23 protein-coding genes are annotated in these 18,878 nt (G+C 49.6%); 3 read left to right on the top strand and 20 right to left on the bottom strand.

Annotated features, from left to right (window positions below):
* Positions 1 to 5: 5 nt before the first annotated feature.
* The 7 genes from rsxD to blr all read right to left on the bottom strand — a co-directional run bounded on the left by rsxD (position 6) and on the right by blr (position 5,568).
* Complete coding sequence (rsxD, locus tag M4I31_RS12525) at positions 6 to 1,058, bottom strand: electron transport complex subunit RsxD (RefSeq protein ID WP_085049398.1); 1,053 nt, start codon at positions 1,056 to 1,058, stop codon at positions 6 to 8.
* Positions 1,059 to 3,176: an electron transport complex subunit RsxC gene (rsxC, locus tag M4I31_RS12520; protein ID WP_161668268.1), complete on the bottom strand. Its 2,118-nt coding sequence runs from the start codon at positions 3,174 to 3,176 to the stop codon at positions 1,059 to 1,061. It abuts the gene before it with no gap.
* Positions 3,169 to 3,747: an electron transport complex subunit RsxB gene (gene rsxB / locus M4I31_RS12515; RefSeq protein WP_032943340.1), complete on the bottom strand. Its 579-nt coding sequence runs from the start codon at positions 3,745 to 3,747 to the stop codon at positions 3,169 to 3,171. Before rsxB ends, rsxC begins: the two co-directional genes overlap by 8 nt.
* Positions 3,747 to 4,328, bottom strand: a complete 582-nt coding sequence (gene rsxA, locus M4I31_RS12510; protein WP_003029144.1) for an electron transport complex subunit RsxA — start codon at positions 4,326 to 4,328, stop codon at positions 3,747 to 3,749. Before rsxA ends, rsxB begins: the two co-directional genes overlap by 1 nt.
* Positions 4,329 to 4,404: 76 nt before the next feature.
* Entirely contained in the window at positions 4,405 to 4,845 is a 441-nt protein-coding gene (locus M4I31_RS12505) for a DUF2569 domain-containing protein (protein WP_038640418.1), read from the bottom strand.
* A gap of 91 nt (positions 4,846 to 4,936) precedes the next feature.
* Positions 4,937 to 5,152, bottom strand: a complete 216-nt coding sequence (gene ydgT, locus M4I31_RS12500; protein ID WP_003832804.1) for a transcription modulator YdgT — start codon at positions 5,150 to 5,152, stop codon at positions 4,937 to 4,939.
* Between the two features lie 290 nt (positions 5,153 to 5,442).
* The gene (blr, locus tag M4I31_RS12495) at positions 5,443 to 5,568 is read right to left on the bottom strand and encodes a division septum protein Blr (RefSeq protein ID WP_038643149.1); all 126 of its coding nucleotides are present in this window, start codon (positions 5,566 to 5,568) and stop codon (positions 5,443 to 5,445) included.
* Between the two features lie 240 nt (positions 5,569 to 5,808).
* On the opposite strand from blr, the gene M4I31_RS12490 reads away from it, so the two are divergent.
* Positions 5,809 to 6,849, top strand: coding sequence for an oxidoreductase (locus M4I31_RS12490; RefSeq protein WP_038640423.1), 1,041 nt, complete (start codon positions 5,809 to 5,811; stop codon positions 6,847 to 6,849).
* Positions 6,850 to 6,926: 77 nt separating this feature from the next.
* On the opposite strand, the gene add is transcribed toward M4I31_RS12490, so the two are convergent.
* The 6 genes from add to M4I31_RS12460 all read right to left on the bottom strand — a co-directional run bounded on the left by add (position 6,927) and on the right by M4I31_RS12460 (position 12,512).
* Positions 6,927 to 7,928: an adenosine deaminase gene (gene add / locus M4I31_RS12485; RefSeq protein WP_038640426.1), complete on the bottom strand. Its 1,002-nt coding sequence runs from the start codon at positions 7,926 to 7,928 to the stop codon at positions 6,927 to 6,929.
* Between the two features lie 115 nt (positions 7,929 to 8,043).
* Positions 8,044 to 9,276 (bottom strand): site-specific integrase, encoded by a 1,233-nt coding sequence (locus M4I31_RS12480; protein ID WP_085049395.1) that lies wholly within the window; start codon positions 9,274 to 9,276, stop codon positions 8,044 to 8,046.
* A gap of 1 nt (position 9,277) precedes the next feature.
* Entirely contained in the window at positions 9,278 to 9,505 is a 228-nt protein-coding gene (gene xisR, locus M4I31_RS12475) for an excisionase family protein (RefSeq protein ID WP_085049394.1), read from the bottom strand.
* A 369-nt stretch (positions 9,506 to 9,874) separates the two neighbouring features.
* Positions 9,875 to 10,240, bottom strand: coding sequence for a hypothetical protein (locus M4I31_RS12470; RefSeq protein WP_085049393.1), 366 nt, complete (start codon positions 10,238 to 10,240; stop codon positions 9,875 to 9,877).
* Between the two features lie 555 nt (positions 10,241 to 10,795).
* Complete coding sequence (locus M4I31_RS12465) at positions 10,796 to 11,359, bottom strand: hypothetical protein (RefSeq protein WP_139815592.1); 564 nt, start codon at positions 11,357 to 11,359, stop codon at positions 10,796 to 10,798.
* Between the two features lie 358 nt (positions 11,360 to 11,717).
* Positions 11,718 to 12,512 (bottom strand): hypothetical protein, encoded by a 795-nt coding sequence (locus M4I31_RS12460; RefSeq protein WP_085049390.1) that lies wholly within the window; start codon positions 12,510 to 12,512, stop codon positions 11,718 to 11,720.
* 154 nt (positions 12,513 to 12,666) lie between these two features.
* Between M4I31_RS12460 and M4I31_RS12455 the strand changes: the two genes are divergently transcribed.
* Positions 12,667 to 13,476 carry a bifunctional 2-polyprenyl-6-hydroxyphenol methylase/3-demethylubiquinol 3-O-methyltransferase UbiG gene (locus M4I31_RS12455; protein WP_085049389.1) on the top strand — a complete coding sequence of 270 codons (810 nt, stop codon included), beginning with the start codon at positions 12,667 to 12,669 and terminating at the stop codon, positions 13,474 to 13,476.
* 85 nt (positions 13,477 to 13,561) lie between these two features.
* Here M4I31_RS12455 and M4I31_RS12450 read toward each other — a convergent pair whose 3' ends face one another.
* The 7 genes from M4I31_RS12450 to M4I31_RS12420 all read right to left on the bottom strand — a co-directional run bounded on the left by M4I31_RS12450 (position 13,562) and on the right by M4I31_RS12420 (position 17,831).
* Positions 13,562 to 14,710 (bottom strand): hypothetical protein, encoded by a 1,149-nt coding sequence (locus M4I31_RS12450; RefSeq protein ID WP_085049388.1) that lies wholly within the window; start codon positions 14,708 to 14,710, stop codon positions 13,562 to 13,564.
* 36 nt (positions 14,711 to 14,746) lie between these two features.
* Positions 14,747 to 15,517 carry a hypothetical protein gene (locus M4I31_RS12445; protein WP_085049387.1) on the bottom strand — a complete coding sequence of 257 codons (771 nt, stop codon included), beginning with the start codon at positions 15,515 to 15,517 and terminating at the stop codon, positions 14,747 to 14,749.
* A complete protein-coding gene (locus M4I31_RS12440; RefSeq protein ID WP_085049386.1) occupies positions 15,514 to 15,717 on the bottom strand; it encodes an ANR family transcriptional regulator in 204 nt (67 codons plus the stop codon). Before M4I31_RS12440 ends, M4I31_RS12445 begins: the two co-directional genes overlap by 4 nt.
* Before the next feature lie 265 nt (positions 15,718 to 15,982).
* Complete coding sequence (locus M4I31_RS12435; protein ID WP_085049384.1) at positions 15,983 to 16,597, bottom strand: 3'-5' exonuclease; 615 nt, start codon at positions 16,595 to 16,597, stop codon at positions 15,983 to 15,985.
* A gap of 6 nt (positions 16,598 to 16,603) precedes the next feature.
* Complete coding sequence (locus tag M4I31_RS12430; RefSeq protein ID WP_085049383.1) at positions 16,604 to 16,831, bottom strand: hypothetical protein; 228 nt, start codon at positions 16,829 to 16,831, stop codon at positions 16,604 to 16,606.
* 377 nt (positions 16,832 to 17,208) lie between these two features.
* Positions 17,209 to 17,517, bottom strand: coding sequence for a hypothetical protein (locus M4I31_RS12425; protein ID WP_085049382.1), 309 nt, complete (start codon positions 17,515 to 17,517; stop codon positions 17,209 to 17,211).
* Positions 17,517 to 17,831 (bottom strand): DUF4406 domain-containing protein, encoded by a 315-nt coding sequence (locus M4I31_RS12420; protein ID WP_085049381.1) that lies wholly within the window; start codon positions 17,829 to 17,831, stop codon positions 17,517 to 17,519. The genes M4I31_RS12425 and M4I31_RS12420 overlap by 1 nt, the downstream gene beginning before the upstream one ends.
* A 138-nt stretch (positions 17,832 to 17,969) precedes the next feature.
* On the opposite strand from M4I31_RS12420, the gene M4I31_RS12415 reads away from it, so the two are divergent.
* Positions 17,970 to 18,794, top strand: coding sequence for a hypothetical protein (locus M4I31_RS12415; protein ID WP_085049380.1), 825 nt, complete (start codon positions 17,970 to 17,972; stop codon positions 18,792 to 18,794).
* The last annotated feature ends 84 nt before the right edge of the window (positions 18,795 to 18,878 follow it).

Below are 18,878 nucleotides of genomic sequence, written 5' to 3'. Positions count from 1 at the left end.
TGTCCTTAGCGATGTCCGTACACGCGAGGGCGGGTGTAATAATCAATCAGGGGAACCGTAATATTTGCCAGCAACACGGCAAAGGCCACGCCATCAGGATAGCCACCAAAACTGCGGATTAACCACACTAACAAACCCGCAAGCGCGCCAAAAATCAGGCGACCACGGTTGGTGGTCGATGCCGTAACGGGATCGGTAAGAATAAAGAAAGCGCCGAGCATCGTCGCGCCAGAAAGTAGATGTAACTGAGGCGATGCCAGCGACTCTGGCGAGAAAATCCAGCCTAAAGTAGCGCAAACAGCGAGCGACAGCAGGAAACTAACCGGGATATGCCAGCGAATCGCTTTTTGCCATAACAGCACAATGCCGCCAACCAACCAGGCAAGGTTAACCCACTGCCATCCGGCACCCGCGAGCATGCCGCTGTAAATCGGGTACTGCATTACCTGTTCAACCGTTCGTCCCGCATGCAGAGAAGTCTTGAAGGTATCAAGGGGCGTAGCCTGGCTGATGCCGTCGATTCCCATACGGAGCGCGTTCATATCGCTGCCGCCCGTGGTATGTCCGGTAAAGATTACGTTCAGAGCGTCAAAGAATCCGGGTACCGTGGCTGCAATTTCCTGCGGCGGCAGCCAGCTTGTCATCTGCACCGGGAATGAGATAAGCAGTACGACGTAGCCAATCATGGCGGGATTGAACGGGTTTTGTCCGAGGCCGCCATACAGCTGTTTTGCAATGATAACGGCAAATACTGTGCCTAATACCACCATCCACCAGGGGGCCAGCGGAGGAATACTCACGGCCAGCAGCAACCCCGTAAGGAGCGCGGAGTTATCTTTTAAAATCGGCGCAATGGGTTGTTTCCGCAGTTTAAGTACAGCCGCTTCGGCGCCGATGGCGCTAATGGCGGCCAGAACGATCTGCAACAACGTCCCCCAGCCAAAGAACCACAGCTGCGCGACGATCCCCGGCAATGCAGCAAGTAACACCAACATCATGATGCGTGATGTCTGACGCTGGTTATGGGTATAGGGGGAGCTTGCTATTCTGAATACCATTTATTCCTCGTTTACAACCTGCTGCTGTGCGGCTTTTTTAGCCTGGGCGCGTGCGATAGCGGCCGCGACGGCGGCTTTACGCGGATCCACCGGTTCAGCGGTTTCAGTCACCGACTGCTGCTCAAGCTTACGGGCTTTGGCGCGGGCGATTGCCGCTTCGACGGCGGCTTTACGCGGATCCACCGGTTCTGCTGTTTCCGTTACCGTCTGCTGCTCAAGCTTACGGGCTTTGGCGCGGGCGATTGCCGCTTCGACGGCGGCTTTGCGCGGATCCACCGGTTCAGCGGTTTCAGTCACCGACTGCTGCTCAAGCTTACGGGCTTTGGCGCGGGCGATTGCCGCTTCAACTGCCGCTTTACGTGGGTCAACCGGTTCAGCGATTTCAGTGACCGGCTGCTGCTCAAGTTTACGGGCCTTGGCGCGGGCGATAGCCGCTTCGACTGCCGCTTTACGCGGGTCGGTACCCGCGCTGCTGTCTTCAATTTTGTGTGAATTTTCCGTCCGGGCCGCACGAGCCTGTGCTTTACGCGCCTCGCGAGCGGCAATCACTGCGCTATTGTCAGGTTTTTCGCCAGCCTGAATAACAACCGGTTGCATTGCCTGAGCCTGTTTCTCTTTTACGCGAGCCAGCGCGGCGGCGATGGCATCATGATCTTTAGCCGCAGGTTGTACGGCAGCACTTTTGTGGCGTTCAAGACGTGCGGCTTTTTCACGCTCAAGTCGCGCCTGCCGGGCTTCAAAACGTGCTTTGGCTTCCGCGGCGCGTTTTTCTTCCTGGCTAATAGCGTAAATCTCGGCCTTTTCCTGACGGAAATACTGCACCAGCGGAATGTTGCTCGGGCATACCCATGCGCAAGCGCCGCATTCGATGCAGTCTGCAATATTGTGAGTTGTGGCTTTATCGTGCTGCTGCCCTTTACTGAACCAGTAGAGTTGCTGCGGCAGAAGATCGGCCGGGCAGGCATCGGCGCAGGCGCTACAGCGAATGCAGCCTTTCTCCTCCGGCGTTTCACCCATTTCACTGGCAGAGGGGGCCAGAAGGCAGTTGGTGATCTTCACCACCGGTACATCCAGCCATGGCAGCGTAAACCCCATCAGCGGCCCGCCCATAATCACCATCTGGTCGGCGGAAGGGCAGAAACCCGCGTCGCTGAGCAGATGACGAACCGGCGTACCTAAACGCGCCCAGACGTTGCCCGGACGGCTGACGGCTTCGCCTGTAAGCGTCACAACACGCTCGGTAATAGGTTCTCCGTCAATGACCGCACGTTTAATCGCGTAGGCGGTCCCGACGTTTTGCATCAGCACGCCAATATCTGAGGAGCGTCCGCCATGAGGTACCTGCTTACCGGTCAGAATTTGCGTTAACTGCTTGGCGCCGCCGGACGGGTACTTGGTTGGGATCACGCGTAAGCTGATATCGTGTGAATTGGCCAGCACCGCACGCAGCATGGAAATTGCCTGCGGTTTGTTATCTTCTATTCCCAGCAGGATCTCACGCGGCTGAAGAATGTGCGCGAGGATGCGGATACCCTCGACGACCTGAGCCGCGCAGTCCTGCATCAGACGGTCATCCGCCGTAATGTACGGCTCGCATTCTGCGGCGTTGATGATCAGCGTTTCAATTTTATCGCCGCCGCCCTGTAGCTTAACCCCGGTTGGGAAACCTGCGCCGCCCAGACCGGCGACGCCGTACTGATGAATACGTGCAATAAGCTCTTCCCGACTACGGGAACGGTAATCGGCCCAGCCATCACGCTCAATCCAGCGGTCTTCGCCATCGGCATCAATGATGACGCTTAGCTCGGCTAATGCCGAAGGGTGTGCGGTGGAATGCGGCGCAATAGCAACAATAGTGCCTGACGTTGGCGCATGTACCGGCAGCATTTTGCCACGCCCGATGGTTAACGCCTGGCCACGCAGGACGGTGTCGCCCACGTTGACACACAGTTCACCTTCCGCGCCAATATGTTGTTTCAGGGGAATAACGAAGCGCGGCGCCAGCGGAACCTGCCGCAGCGGCGTACCGTTTGACTGGGTCTTCATTTCTGGTGGATGAATGCCGCCATCAAAGTCCCAGATTTTGTTTTTTCTGAATGCAGAGAATAACTTAAACATGTTGTTCCACAGGAATGATGCGCACAGGGATAGTGTTTAAATCCCATTTCCAGCTATCGGGCGTCTCAGCCACCGGGCGTAATTCGATACATTGCGTTGGACATGGGTCAACGCACAGGTTGCAGCCGGTGCAGAGATCGCTCATCACTGTGTGCATGGCGCGGGTCGCACCCACAATGGCATCGACCGGACAGGCCTGAATGCACTTTGTGCAACCAATACAATTATTTTCATCAATGACCGCCAGCATTCGCACGGGCGTAACATCTTGTTCATCACCATCAATCGGCTGCGGGTCGACGTTCAACAGGGCAGCGATTTTTAACATCACGGCTTCACCACCGGGCGCGCAACGATTGATTTTTTCACCCTGCGAGCCGATCGCTTCAGCATAGGGATGACAGCCTGGATAACCGCACTGTCCACACTGGCTTTGCGGGAGAATTTCATCAATTTTCTCCACGACCGGGTCATCCTCAACGGCAAAGCGTCGCGAGGCGTAACCCAAAATAGCGCCGAACGCCAGACCCAGCAGACTCACTGCGGCAACGGCAATCCAGATAGCATTCATTACAACTTCACCAAACCACTAAAGCCCATAAAGGCCAATGACATTAAACCGGCGGTAATCAGCGCAATCGCATTACCGCGAAACGGAGCAGGGACGTCTGCTACAGCGAGGCGTTCGCGAATGGCGGCAAACAGTACCATTACCAGTGAGAAGCCGACGGCGGCAGAAAAACCGTATAGCGCCGACTGTAAGAAGTTATGGCCGAGGTTAATATTCAGCAACGCCACCCCCAACACCGCACAGTTTGTGGTGATCAGCGGTAAGAAGATCCCCAGCAGGCGGTAAAGCGCAGGGCTGGTTTTACGGACCACCATCTCGGTAAATTGCACGACGACGGCGATGACCAGAATAAAAGCCAGCGTGCGCAGATAGATGAGATTGAGCGGAATGAGGATCCAGGTATCAATCAACCATGCGCAAATAGAGGCCAGCGTCATGACAAACGTCGTGGCCAGGCCCATACCCATTGCGGTTTCCAGTTTTTTGGAAACGCCCATGAACGGACAGAGGCCCAGAAACTTAACCAGTACAAAGTTGTTGACCAGCACAGTTCCGACAAACAGCAGCAGGTAATCAGTCATTTTTCGGCCTGAAATAAAAAAGCCGCCTATTATCTGACAATCTACAACAGGCGACAACAGGTTAACTGTAGGGTTATTACGGGTTCACAAACGTCGACTTAACGCGCTGTGAGCGCTTGAAGTAGGGCACCAGCAGTGCTGCTGCTAACAAAGGGAACAGCAGTTGGCGCACGGCAAAGGCGTCCGGGACGGGTGAAAACGCAAACGCTTTAATCGCCAGTAACACGGAGATCAACAGCCATAAAATATAGTGCTTCGGCACGCAGGTTCTGCGTTTGAAAAACGCAATCGTCAGCCATAACGTGTAATACCACATGGCGATAGCCGTAATAAAAGAGACGCCCCATAACAACAAATTGGTCGTACTTTGCTCACCAAGCGTTTGGAAGGTTTGCGGTGTGGCCAGCGCAGTGACGTAAAGTAACAACGCCAGCGAAGCACTCAACAACGCAACTAACAGCCAGGCCAATGGCCCAAGTAGCCAGCCTCCGATACGTTGTGCCGGTGTGGTAGTCATCTCTTCTCCAGGTTTACGCGCGCGATCAAACATGCCATTCATTTTGGGGCAATTATTATAAAGCTTTTAACGTTGAGCGCTACTTTCTTCTTTATTGCACGTAATGCCAGACTGATTTAGGCACCTGACCGACGTCAAACAGACGACCTCCGGAGATGAGCTCCGCACGACGGTGGTCTGCTGCACGGTACATATTGATAATGTCGCTATCGTCGGTGAGCGTGTAGTTAAGATGATCGAACAGTTTTTCCAGACTTTCGAGTGAACTAATTTTACGGAATTTTAATAAGTAATCCTGAACAGTCATAAAGAGCAATCCATATATAAAATAATACCAACGGAGTAGAAAATATTAAGAAATAAACAACGTGCACAGGTAAAAGCGGATTTGCGCGCAAATGTAAGAAGAGTATGCATACCTGTAAAAAGCAGGCGCTATTTACGCCTGCGGCAAGGTTAGCGCGCTTCGCGATCCCAGGCAATACGCGCGGGAGCGGGATGCGGCATAATTCGCTTTTTTTGACAGAATTGGATCTTTTACAGCCGGACCCAGCAATGCGTAAAGGTGAATTGCGGGTCGAAAAAAGCTGATGACGCTTATTTTTTCTGCACTGCTGCAATTGGCTCCGGTGGCTGGTAATTGTCAATATGATTGGCAATACCCAGCAGGATCACGGAGACCGCAAGAACAATCCAACCTGCTAACTCAATAAGACGATTCATTACTGATGACATTTGCTTTGATTTATCCATAAACACAGGCTGCAAATGTTACTAATCTCTCCATAATACAGCAAGAAGATTGGGAACGATTTCAGCCACTTTTTCGCGGCAAATTCAGCTTAAGAAGCATATGTTTGACTTAAGTTAATAAACAACCTTTGTAGCGCAAAGGTTATTAAACTATTGAGACGTTGCAAGGTATGGTGTGAAATAGGTCAGTCTGAATTGAGAGGCAATAACATGAGTGACAACATCCGCGTTGGGCTAATCGGCTATGGTTACGCCAGTAAAACCTTCCATGCCCCCCTGATTGTGGGCACACCAGGCCTGGAACTGGCCGCGGTGTCCAGTAGCGATGAAGCAAAAGTGAAGGCCGACTGGCCTACAGTGACGGTTGTTGCTGAGCCTAAGCACCTTTTTAACGATCCTAATATTGACCTGATTGTGATCCCTACGCCAAATGACACGCACTTCCCGTTAGCGAAGGCCGCACTGGAAGCGGGTAAACATGTGGTTGTTGATAAACCGTTTACCGTGACACTGTCACAAGCTCGTGAGCTGGATGCTCTCGCGCGTAGTCTGGGGCGCGTACTATCCGTTTTCCATAACCGGCGCTGGGACAGTGATTTTCTGACGTTGAAAGCGCTATTGGCGGATGGCGTTTTGGGCGAAGTTGCCTATTTTGAGTCCCACTTCGATCGTTTCCGCCCGCAGGTTCGGGACCGTTGGCGTGAACAGGGCGGTCCGGGCAGCGGTATTTGGTATGATTTAGCACCACATCTTTTGGATCAAGCGATTAATCTGTTTGGTTTGCCGGTCAGTATGACGGTAGATCTGGCGCAACTGCGTCCGGGCGCGCAATCGACAGATTACTTCCATGCCATTCTGACGTATCCACAGCGTCGTGTGATTCTGCATGGAACCATGCTGGCGGCCGCAGAATCGGCCCGCTATATCGTGCACGGCTCACGCGGGAGCTACGTCAAGTATGGTCTTGACCCACAGGAAGAACGTCTGAAAAATGGCGAGCGCCTGCCTCAGGAAGACTGGGGTTACGACATGCGCGATGGCGTATTGACGCGAGTTGAAGGCGATGAGCGGGTTGAAGAGACCTGGCTGACCGTGCCAGGTAATTACCCGGCGTACTATGCAGGCATCCGTGATGCGCTGAACGGTAATGGTGAAAACCCGGTCCCGGCGAGACAAGCTATCCAGATTATGGAGCTGATTGAGCTTGGCCTTGAGTCCGCAAAACATCGCTCCACGCTTTGCCTTGCCTGATAAGGCTCATGCCGGATGGCGGATGCCCCGGCATTTGCTCCGGCCTACAATGCAACGCCACGTAGGCCGGACAAGCGTCACGCTGCCGCGACTTTCTCGCGCAGCGTACGTTTCTCTTCGTTACTCAGGAATGCCATTTCCAGACCATTGATTTGCGCCTGGCGGATCTGTTCGCGAGTTAAACCTGCGGCAGGTGCGGCAATGGTGTACTCGTGAATAATATCGACACCCTGAACCGCCGGATCGTCCGTATTCAGACTGGCCACAACGCCATGTTCAAGAAATGTTTTCAGCGGATGGGTCGCCAGCGTAGCGACGGTGCTGGTCTGGATGTTCGATGTCAGGCAGGATTCAATGCCGATACGGTGTTCGGCGAGATAATCCATCAATGCGCGATCTTCGACCGCTTTAACACCATGACCAATGCGTTCAGCGCCCAATTCTTTAATGGCCTGCCAGATACTTTCTGGTCCCGCGGCTTCGCCGGCATGGACGGTGATATGCCAGCCTGCATCGCGTGCCTGGTTGAAATGTGACAGGAACAAACTACCCGGGAAGCCCAGTTCGTCACCGGCCAGATCCAGCGCAGTAATATGGTCACGGTGTGCTAACAGCGCATCAAGTTCCTGCAGGCAGGCGGCTTCGCCGAAGGTACGACTCATAATGCCAATTAAACGCGCTTCAACGCCAAAGGCCTTGCAGCCTTCGCGCACGCCTGCAATAACGGCTTCAACCACGCCTGCTACAGGGAGTTGATGGGTCATTGCCATGTAGCCAGGGGAAAAACGTAGTTCAACATAGTGCAGGCCGTTACGTGCGGCATCCTCAATATTTTCAAACGCGACGCGGCGGCAGGCGTCCAGCGAGGCCAGAACCTTTACGCCCCAGTCCAGTTTGGATAAAAAACTGACCAAATCAGGCTCGGTTGACGTCACTTGCACATGAGGGATCAACGTTTCCAGCGTCTGTGCCGGGAGGGTTAAATTGAACTGGCGACCCAGATCGAGGATCGTTTGGGCACGGATGTTACCATCAAGGTGGCGATGGACGTCGGTTAAGGGGAGAGAAGTATCAATCATGGTCGCACTCGTATTTTTAGGTAAAGTGCACGGCATTATACAACAGTGCTGTAACTAATTAAAAGCATTGAAAAAATTTCGATGATACAAGTATTTGGGGGCACTATGGGGGCAATTACAACATCTTTGCGTTCAGCATAGCGATTTCATCCTTGTCCTTTTCACTCATCCATTTTGAATAAATCTCATAAACCATCCTCGCATTTTCATGTCCCATCTGGGTTGCGATAAACGAAGGATTTGCCCCAGCAGATAGGGTCCAGCAGGCATATGTGTGCCTTGACTGATAGGGCACCCGATTGCGGATCCCCGATTTCTCGATGCCAACCTTCCAACTGTAACGAAGCGCATTTTTGGAGTAGTACGGGTTCGGCTCTTTTGAGTTTCTCAGTGGGCGAAAAACGAACCGCACCTTCTGGTGTTCCATGCTGGCGTATTCCCGGCGATGGAAAATAATCTCGGTTTTATTATCTTTCCCGGTTATCGCAAATTGAGCCTGTAGAGCATCCAGTGCGGGTTTAAGCAAGGTTATCGTTCGTACCCCCGCGTCTGTTTTTGGCGGCCCAAATTGGTCGTAGTTGTTAATATTACGGTGTACATGGATCGTTCCTTTCTTAAGATCCACGTCATCCCAGCTTAGCGCGCAAAGTTCACCGTGACGCATGCCAGTATAGAAAGCTACTACCCATAGATTAACCATGGCTTTCGGAACGGCCTTAATTAGCTCTGCATATTCATTCTTCGTTAATGGGTCTGGCGCTTTTTTGGGACGTTTCAACATGGTGATTTTTTCAAAAGGGCTATGGTTGATGAAGTTGCTATTTTGGGCGAATTTCATCATGGCGCAGAGTATACGGATTTGCTCGTTGACTGTTGCAGGCGCCCGGCCTGTTTTGTTCAGGTGAGGGTACTTCTCGTTAACCACAGGACCAGTCAGGAGTATTTTACGATAGTTGAGAATATCCATCTGCTGGATTTCGCTAATTAGCGTCGAGGGTCCTATCAGGCGGGTCAGTGTGGAAATGGTCGATTCCAGGTTACGCATTGAAGCGTGCGTAATATCCAGTTCTTTCGCGTCATGGTAGGCAGCGCACAACTCTTGGAATGTGTTAATTCTCAGCGTGGAATAATATTTCTTTGCGGTTCTGGAGTCAGGGAACTGCGTTAAGTAGTCGAAGACGCCGAGCTGAATTTCACTATGAATTTTGGCACGTAAGTGGCCAGCCTTTTTGATATTTGCATTATTGACGACCCAGCCTTTCAGCGTTTCGCGGCAACGGTTGCCGCGGTAACTAAAGACTATGCGAATCTTACCATTATGGATTTCTACCCCAGTTGGGAATAACAAACTACGCCTCCTGCACGAACTGATTGATCTGAGGGTAGTTGTACCAGACTGTGCAACGGGGTGATTTTCCATCCCCCAAAGTCTGGAGAACTTTTTTAAAGTGGACTCCTTCTATCCAGCGATGGTTTCGATAACCACCGACCTGACGCTTCGATAGCCCAGTTTTTTCGCACAATTTGGCTTCAACAACCCACTCTTCGTTGAAGACGATATTCGGTGTGGTAGACATGGTCTGTATCTCGTGTTTTGCCCGCCCAGGGCGCGCAAAAGCCCAGACCGTCGGATATGGTCTTCTCCGGCGGAGTTTAATCAGGCTGGTGGCGGTAGGGCGGGACAGTTGGTGGTGGGGTTAAATATTTCTAAGTGCCCAGGCAATCGCGAACGCGATGCCTACGTAGGCAAAGGCTTCAGGCCAGTTCATGAGATTGTTCGATCCTCAACGTTTTTCAGGTCATTTTCTGCGAAGAGAAGGGCGGTGATTAAAAACCAGCAGTAGCGGGTTAGTAGTGCGGGTGCGTTAAGGATAACTACGACTAAATGAGTGGCGGGGTTCACTCCCCGCCAATGCTCTTAGCGTTGTTCAACTTCATAGGATAAATCAGTGCAGCCTGTCATTTTTGGAGATCAAATCTACAAAGCTGACCTGCGGCTCTTCGTCTGGCTGTTTTGTCTTCCCCAGCACAGCAGCACTACTCAGGTCTTTATCAGCGGGGCTGTTTAGTTTTGCCAACTGGCTCCTTAGGGATTTCATTTCGATTTTAAGGGCGGCTATTTCATTGGCCGTTTTTTCTCCAGTCTCTTCCCACTCTTTGACAAGATTCCGGCGGACTTTCTCGTAGTCATCCTGCAACTGACGCTTTATGTCATGGATTTTTAACTGAACAACTATGTTAGCAGCGCAAAAAACGAATACGCTTAAGGCTACAAAAGAAAAAATCAGTACGGCTATGTCGTTAATGGGCATGAAACCTTCACCCTCCCAATGTAAAGACCGTATAAACTTAATGTATTTACATTAAGACCATTACTCCTTTGACTTGTTTCCACTCTCGTTAGCACTGGTTCGTTCTAACTCCCACTGGACATCTCTCCCCTGGTACTGTGGCATTACCTCACCTTTGTCTACACTTGTCACAACCTTGTATGACTCGTTTTTCCATAGCCCAGTCTGCGGACAAATCTGACCGGAGGAACTCGATGAAGCCGGTGGCCTGTAATAGATTCCGTCATTAGTGCTGTACAAACTACCGAATCCAGAACGATTTATTGAATTAACCATGATAACCCTACTTTAATAACCATACTTACTTACATAAAGCGGCAGTAAACTCTGATTATTAACAATTTCATAGCCTAAACGAGATCTTTATCACACTAATTCCATCAAGGAATACCGCAGATTTGTCGATGGATAAACACGTTTTATATTGCATGCTGTGCCAAAATTATCTTCGAAAAAGTAAAATCCAGCGCACATCCAAACATTCTGTTATCGCCCCATATGGGGCGACCTCTATTATCAATATTGATTGTCAGTTGAAGATTGATCATCGGTGTAATAAATATCGTTATAGTTATTAACCAGCTCAGAAACTGTATCGTCCGAAACCAGAAAACGTACGGAAACTCCTGATATATGTTTATCCTCATTACCAAGTATGTAATCAAGAGTCACCGGACCTGTAAGATCTCCACACGCACGATCATTTGCAATCATACACGCAACCGTTGACATCTCAGAACCGTCTTCACACGGCCAGCCAACCAGCTTCTTATCTTCAGGTGTCAATACCATGTCAATGTTGCAATAACCTACCTCGGAGCCATCGGGTGCAGTTCCCTTTTCGACACCGGGAGCGACAGCAGTCCATATCCATCCATCCCCTGAAACGGGTGCATTAGGGTCTGTTGAAACCCAATCGGTATTACTATTTAGGGATGCTGACTGATTAGATGGCGCAGACGTACTTGCTGCTTGTTCTAACTGAACAGCCTGAAAGGAATCCTTTCCTGTTACATTATTAGTAATTCCTGATGTGTACGGCCCAAAACTAGAGAATCCACTTGAAATTTGCACACTCATATAAACCATCCATATATTAAAAATAATTAAACTTTATTATTCATTTCTTAATAATATTCAATGCAATTTATTCTGAGCCTCAGCCTCCCTTAATGTCAATGCCAGCGGAGGCAATTCAGGCAAATAAGTTGACACCGTCATCTGGGCGCTTACACGGTAAATAAATACCGAGGCGCGGTCATAACAAAAGGGAGGATACGGTGGTATTTGCGTGGTCGTTCGCGCAACCAGGTCAGCTTTCCGGGGGAGTAAATGGATATGTCATCGATGGGGAAAACGGTCGCTATCTTCCGGATGGTCTGCTGCATGCCGGTTTCAGCTGCGTGATCCCAGACGGCGGTGCGGCCGCTTTCCTCTTTCACGATGCTATTGGGCGGACAAATTCGGCATAGACGCCATCTTCGCCGTCAAAGATAGAGAACAGAAACCAGCCATCACCGTCCGGCGGCGTCGGATCCCATTCATTCATGGCTTCAAAATTCTCCAGACAGCGTACGTACAGGGCATCATTCTGATCTTCCAGAGTAACAATCTTCTGCTCCAGAGCATGTGACATAAACCAGTCGGTTATCTCGGCTGATGGTGTGCTTTCATCCCAGTCGGGTTGAAGAGCCGCTGCGGGATGTGTCCAGTAACCGACGTCACCGCGTTCCACCGGGGCGGGGCCAATAGGCAGATAAAGCAATTCTGCCAGCCTTTGTGATATGACAGAGTCAATGCAGTGGGATAGCGCCATCAGGTCGAGATGATCCAGTTGCTGGATGCGGCCTGATTCAGAGAGTTTATTGGCGAGTGCAGACTGCAAATCGACAACTTCAGTTGCCCTAAGTTGGTTAACAGCGTTGTCCAGTATCAGGGTTGGGACCAGCTTTTCCACGCTGTCGGCCAGCGTGACCGGGGAAACAGGGGCGGAGTTATCTGACAGCAACTTAATTACTTCGGAAACGGCATCCGACTGTTTCCTCGCATGCTGCCGGATGAGATCGTATTCTGCGGCCAGCGTGAGTGACTGCTGGTGCTGCTGCTCTGATAGTTCGCGTTGAACCTGCCAGCGTTTGACCAGTTCTTTCAGTACAACACCGGTGTCACTATATCCAGCCAGTTTCTTAGCTGTTTCGATGATTTCAGCGTCAGTCTTGTGTTGTAAGCTCATAATTCCTTTCTTTTGGTAGAAGTTATTTACTCAAATAGGGGGTAGGGTTATCACTGTTTGAGTAATAAAATGTGAATGGTGGAAATAACTATCGCTATTTTACTGAGGGCAAACCCGATATATTAATCGGTTGAATGATTTAAAGGATAAAATAATGAAAAACCATATCCCGCTGAATGAAGGACAGGAGTTGTTTGGTCGAGACTTGAATGCTTATCAGGAGGGGAGACCTGATTATCCTTTACATATATTTGACCTATTGAATGAACATTGCGGTTCAGAAACTCATCGACAGGTTTTCGAGATTGGACCAGGGACGGGGCAAGCAACTGAGCATTTGCTCGATCTGGGATATCAGGTAAGCGCAATCGAACCAGACCACCGTTTGGCAATAAGATTAAAAGAACGGTTGGCCAGGTATTCCCAGGAATCGTGTACAATAATCAATTCCACTTTTGAAGAGGCTACGCTCCTTTCTGGCTACTTTGACCTTGGTATTGCCGCCACATCTTTCCACTGGATTGACACCGTGAAGGGGCTGGAAAAGGTACATAAGCTTTTGCGCCCCGGAGGGTGGTTTGCCATGTGGTGGAATGTTTTTGGCGATCCAAATAACATGGATGCCTTTATGCAAAAAACCAGTCATTTATTTGCTCCTCTGAGTATTAGTCCTTCACATAAGGCAGGTCATCACTTTCCCTATCCATTACAAAAAGAAGAAAGGATCAGTGATCTGTTAAAGGCCGGATTTACTGAGGTTATCAGTGAAGAGTTCAGATGGGAAAAAGAAATGAATGCTCGCCAGACGAAGCAACTGGTTTCGACATTCTCACCTGTTGCGCGACTTGGCGAAATAGAACGCGCAACATTTCTTAATGAAATAGTGAATATAGTCACTAAAGATTTTGGTGGGACTGTCACACGTAATTTTGTTACGGCTATTTACCTTGCGAGAAAATCATAATTCCTGTGCTCTTTTTTGTGATTAATGCGGACATGAAGTCTAATAGGCCGGTTATATAATGGAGGCCAATCAAATTTATGTTGCATTAGGTAGGCCAGTTTTCAGCCTGCCAGTCCTTAACTACGTTTATGCAGGCGGCATGCACCTGGCGCGCCGTGGCAATACCGAATCCTTTAACCAGATTGGAGAGTTCTTCCGGGGTGTGGCTGACTACAGTCCACAGGCTGTAAAGACCGGAGGTGTTAAGCAGGTCAAGCCACTTGTCCTGAAGGGGAAGATTGCTCAAAGGGGTTGCCATTGCCCACTCAGTACGTTTAACCAGGTGAGGGTGAGTGTCGCCAAGTAATTCGATGATCCGGCGGTTAAGAGCGACACCCAGCGCAGTGGGCCACGCATCTTTGAAATCGTTCAATATTGGATAGCGGGCGCGGCACCATTGCGTGACCGATACCAGAACAGAAACACCAGAGTTGCTTCGTATCTCAATATGCCAGTCAATATCCTGAAGCAGGTCAAGATGGAGATCACGATCTGAGGATCCCAGCGTCAGACGCCAGCCGAAGGTATAGAAGTAGAACTGAAGACCGCTGTCGTTGGCCGCCGGATACCAGACTGGCTCAACATCACCGTCAATGCGCTGTAGTCGTGCCCGTAGGTCTTCATTTTCCAGACTGAGCTCTGCGTTTTGTTGAATGGCGACCGCCAGGTTGGTTTTTGTCGTGGCCAGTTCGCCGCGGATCTTCCGCATTTCCTGCTTTTGCTGGTCGAGAAGAGTCGTTTTACTGGTGATGGTCTCCTTGAGACTGACTATTTGTGCTTTCTGGCGTTCCGGATTCAGCGACTTGAGCTGGTCATTCTGAGTCTTCAGCTGCCGCTTATCGCCCTGAAGGACGGCGATCTGTGCTTTTGCGATTTCCTCAGCGGCCCGCGCTTCTTTGGTGGTTAACTCCATGTTAGCAAGCTTTTCTGCGGATTCCGCTACCCGCAATCCCAGGTTGGTATTGCGATCGTCCAGTACCTCGCATTGCTCAACCAGCGTGTTGTATTCGTCAACCTGCTGGTTGTATTGCTCGATAACCATCACTTCTAACTGATCAGTTAGTGCGAGGGCGCTTTGGACAGATGCTTGGGCTGTACCGGAAGTCTGCTCGACTGCCAGCTCTAGCTGGGACCGGACGGGACGTAAGGAGGCGGCCAGCACGCTGGCAACCGTGGTTTCGGTATTCTCGGTCATAGGTATCTCGTGACTGGCGGCAGAAGCCGCCGGTGGTTAATCGTTGCAGGGGTAGCTGATATCTTCGGGATCGCAGTCGATGGCGATTTTGGACATGCCGTAGTAAAGAGACTGAACCATGCGTTCAAAGCGGTTAGGGGCTATTTCTTTGCTGGCAGGTTTTCCGTCCAGCACAGCTGAATAAACCTGTCCGAGCGGAATATTTATATCTTCTTGCCAATTATTCTTGGTCTGGAATACTTCTCCATCCCTTGTCGAGATGGCAATACGATACTGAAGGTCGTACTCGCTACGCGTGTGGAAACTGCTGCTTTCCCCAGGGGCCTTGTCGAAGAACAGATGATGAAATCCCTGAATGTGGTTATTTTCTTTGTAGATGACCTTCGGTGCTTCCCAGCCATTTTCAAAGGCTTCTTCATGATGGGCATCCATGAAGGCTTCCATAAAGTCAGACAGGAGGATCACTGGAGGGAAGTCATGCTCTTTGAGCGTATCATCCAGAAGAGTGCCAAGACGAGCTTTCATATCGTCTTCCAGACCGGCGCATTCCCACTGATGTTTCATACTTTCAGCAATGATGGCGTTGTAGCGTTTCAGTTCGAAAAGATTAGAAATGTCGCCCGGGAGCGCTGCTTTAACAGACTCTTTGACCAGTTTGGACATGCCGTCGTAGCGACCAAAACAATCATCAACAACGCTCTTGAACATCTTTTCAATGCCCACGTCGATCATCTCAATTGCTTTGGGAGAATTGGCGAACTCTGTCACGCGTTCACAGAGTAACTCTGCAAGTGTTTTCCCGGTCATACCTCTGCCTCCTTCATTCGGCGCTGACAGACGTCAACGCGGACGTTCCGATAATGCATATTGGCCTCAGAGCAGGGGTATTCAGTCGATTTCAACCAGAATGCCTGCGCTGTTTTGTAGTTCCCGCGCTGCTCTTCGCTGGCGGCGCGACTGGCAAGAAATTGCCCTTGCTCTTTCATTTTTTGGGCGAGTGTTTTCACTGGTGTTAACCTTCGTATTCTCGTAGTAACAGGTCATGACCCGGCTATATGCGATAACGAATCAAAACCGGTCGGTAGTGCGGATATATCGATATCCGCGTCGTCGCGACAATCCCAACTTCCGTAGCCGGGCCTTGGTTAGTGGCCTGTAGAAGATCATCAATAAGGAAACAGGGAAGGGACTGGCGCTGTTCGGTGTAACGCCGGATGGCGATGTCAGTAATGCTGTTAACCATCGCCAGGCGTGGGATGGCTATTTCGGGCATTATTTTCGCTCGAACTCAGCGATTGCTTTCAGGATGCTGATCTGGTGATAGCAATCATTTAATGGCTGGTGGATGCCCGGTAACAGCGGGACGGATTTAAGATCAAAACCCTTTGAACTCGCTGTATTGATACTGGACTGGACACAGTTAACATGCCGACGGTGCCATGGCATATGTTCAATACCCGCGTGGCGGAATGCGTTCTCCCATTGCGGAATATCAAAGCGGGCGGGCTTTGCCCAGATGTACACAGATTGGTGCAGATCGCCTACTGTTGGCGTGCGATCTTCTTCCCATACCAGTCGGCAGGCATCCATGATAAAGCGATAAAGTTCACCGCATGCCTGTTGGATAGGTATTGTTTTATCCGGATCCTGGATAAAGACGGCCTGCTGTGTTTCCCACAATTGGTTCAGCCAGAAATAGACAGTGCCAACATCAACATGAGTACCCGGCTGGGGCTTTGCATCCATGCAAATCACTTTGGTATCCAGCACTTCGAACGTTTCCGGACAGAAGTGAACCAGCGCGGTTTGCACAATATGCGCGTTGGGCAGAACAGATAGCGTTTCGTTGTCCAGCATAATATGTACTGGTTGTAATTGTTGTTTCATTGGGGCCTACATCTGCATTGCGAAGTTGAGGAACGCCAACGCCAAAGCGCAGAGCACCACGGCGAACAGCACCGGCCAGCGCAACTGGCTACTTGCTGGCATCGTGTCAGGTAAACCAGAACGCTGGTTAAATCGGGCCTGAATGCGGTGGCGTGGTCGAAATGGGTCATTGATGGCGATGACTGGGCGAGTATTACGGATCGCCATTGATTTTGTTAACGCGTGAGTTTTCATGTATATTTCCTTTGCTCCTTACTCTCCGTTTGGGGCCAATACCATTCAAACTGCTAACCTTGTCTGGTATCTCGTGTAATCAGCGGTTTGGTCGCCGCTGGTTGGGATAGCCCCGGTTTGGTCGCCGGGGTGTTTCTCAATCTGTGAATTCCGAACTTCCATCCTTATGAATAATTCCAGCAACCTTCAGGCATTCAGGCTTCCGGTCTGCGTAAGCTGGCGCCACAATTTCGCAGGCGCTACGGGTTGGGTAGGTGTCAATGACTTCATCGGTGCATGGCTGACTCACCAGGCACGTAACAAGCAATCCCCACATAAAAACCTCAATAAAAAAGCCCAGCGCTGTAAAACGTTGGGCTTGGGTGAAACAGACTGGGTTACAGTTCCAGGCGGCGGGTAATCTCAGCAAGACGAATCCGAGCATAAGAAACTGAATTGCCGAGACGCTGAATGTTCACTGTCAGAGGCGACACGATGAGTGTCTTGGTTTCCTCCTGACATCTATCTTCAGCAGTAGGCGCCGGGCTGATAACAGGTTCCAGACGCTTACTCAGTTGGTCGATAGCAGAGTTCAATTGCGCGATATTATCCCACGCGGTGTTTAATGCGTTCTGAGTTGGACTCTCTTCTGCCACTGTGTGGCAGGCGGCATTTCCAGTCATAAGTGTCCCGCTAATTCCGTTCATTATTTGCTAACCTCTTTATTGCTGGTGGTGACGCTGTGTTGCGTCATGATTTTCAGGCCTAATTTGAAAGCAAGGTGATATTCCGCAACCGCACCGTCGCTGCCCTTCCAGCCATTGAGCATGTAGATGGCATCAGCACGCTGAAGCATGGACATACAAATCGACATGTAGTCGGCCTGAGATAGGCCATTAGGGAGAACGGCAGGATTGAGAGAGATATCACCAGCTTCTTTCAGCCTGTCAGCCGCGGCAAAGAATGCCGGACGATTGAAGTGGGGCCGGTTGGTCATTGGCCCCGCTATATACACCTTCATACGCTAACCTCGTGAAATTCAGGCATGCACACCCAACAAACCACCCCTGGTTCGTCGGATACGGGTATGCATGCCTCAATGACACAAAAAAAGTCTGATTTGACGTGGTATAAGTTTCGCCTTTCTTAAGGAGGGGTTATGTCACCTGATACAAAAGCGTTAGTTGATGCAATTGATAGTTTGAAACATACTGATTCATTTTTGAAGTCATATATATATCCACTTCTTCCCGCAATTATAAGTACCCTTGCTGGTTATTTTATTGCATTATTTAATTTTAACAGGCAGCAAAATAAAACATCAAATGACAATAAAGTGAAAGATGTAAATAAATTCCTTATCGAAGTTCAAAGCGCTTTCATATCATTGATTGAAGAAAAGAAAAAATATCAATTTCTGATTTCTAATGACCCTCAACCTCAGAATAGGCTAGTTCAGATTAGGGAGATTAATACTGTTTTTCCAGACGTGGAACGTATTGAAAATATGGTTTTTTTAGGGGTTTCATGTCAAAACTCCGGATGGTCTGATATGTCGAAAATAAATCGCATGGTATGGGGCTATAAGAAAGTGGTCTCGCTGATTTCTAAGAGAAATGAGATTCGTAATGAAATATTTAAAAGGTTGAAATATGATAAGCAAAATAATTTGATTTATGATTTTACTCCAGTAGATGTACAGCCATATTACCAGGAGGGCATGAAAGTAACTGAAGCAATGATTAAATCTATCGATGACGTACTAATTGATATGAGTGATTTTCTTGATAATATCAACATATCAATAAATATTGCATTACCTTTGAACTCGGATGACATTATTCTTCCGAATCAGATGAGAAACCAAAATGATAACCTAGCTCTAGAAAGAATTTGTTCTCCAGATTTTGAAGTATGGGCATCTTTGATTTCAGGTAATGCAGCATTGATAAAAGAAGCATATAAAAATAATAACTTATATTAAAATAACCGCATTTCGTAATCCGGCGCGGTTTCTCCGTTAACGTGGGAAGGCCGAATCCCCTTACTTGCACATTAAGCCGACACA

Origin of the sequence: Citrobacter sp. XT1-2-2, from assembly GCF_023516235.1 — a bacterium.
Lineage (GTDB): Bacteria > Pseudomonadota > Gammaproteobacteria > Enterobacterales > Enterobacteriaceae > Citrobacter > Citrobacter werkmanii.
Note: the sequence above shows the minus strand (reverse complement) of the source record. Positions and strands in the feature narration are given on the sequence as shown.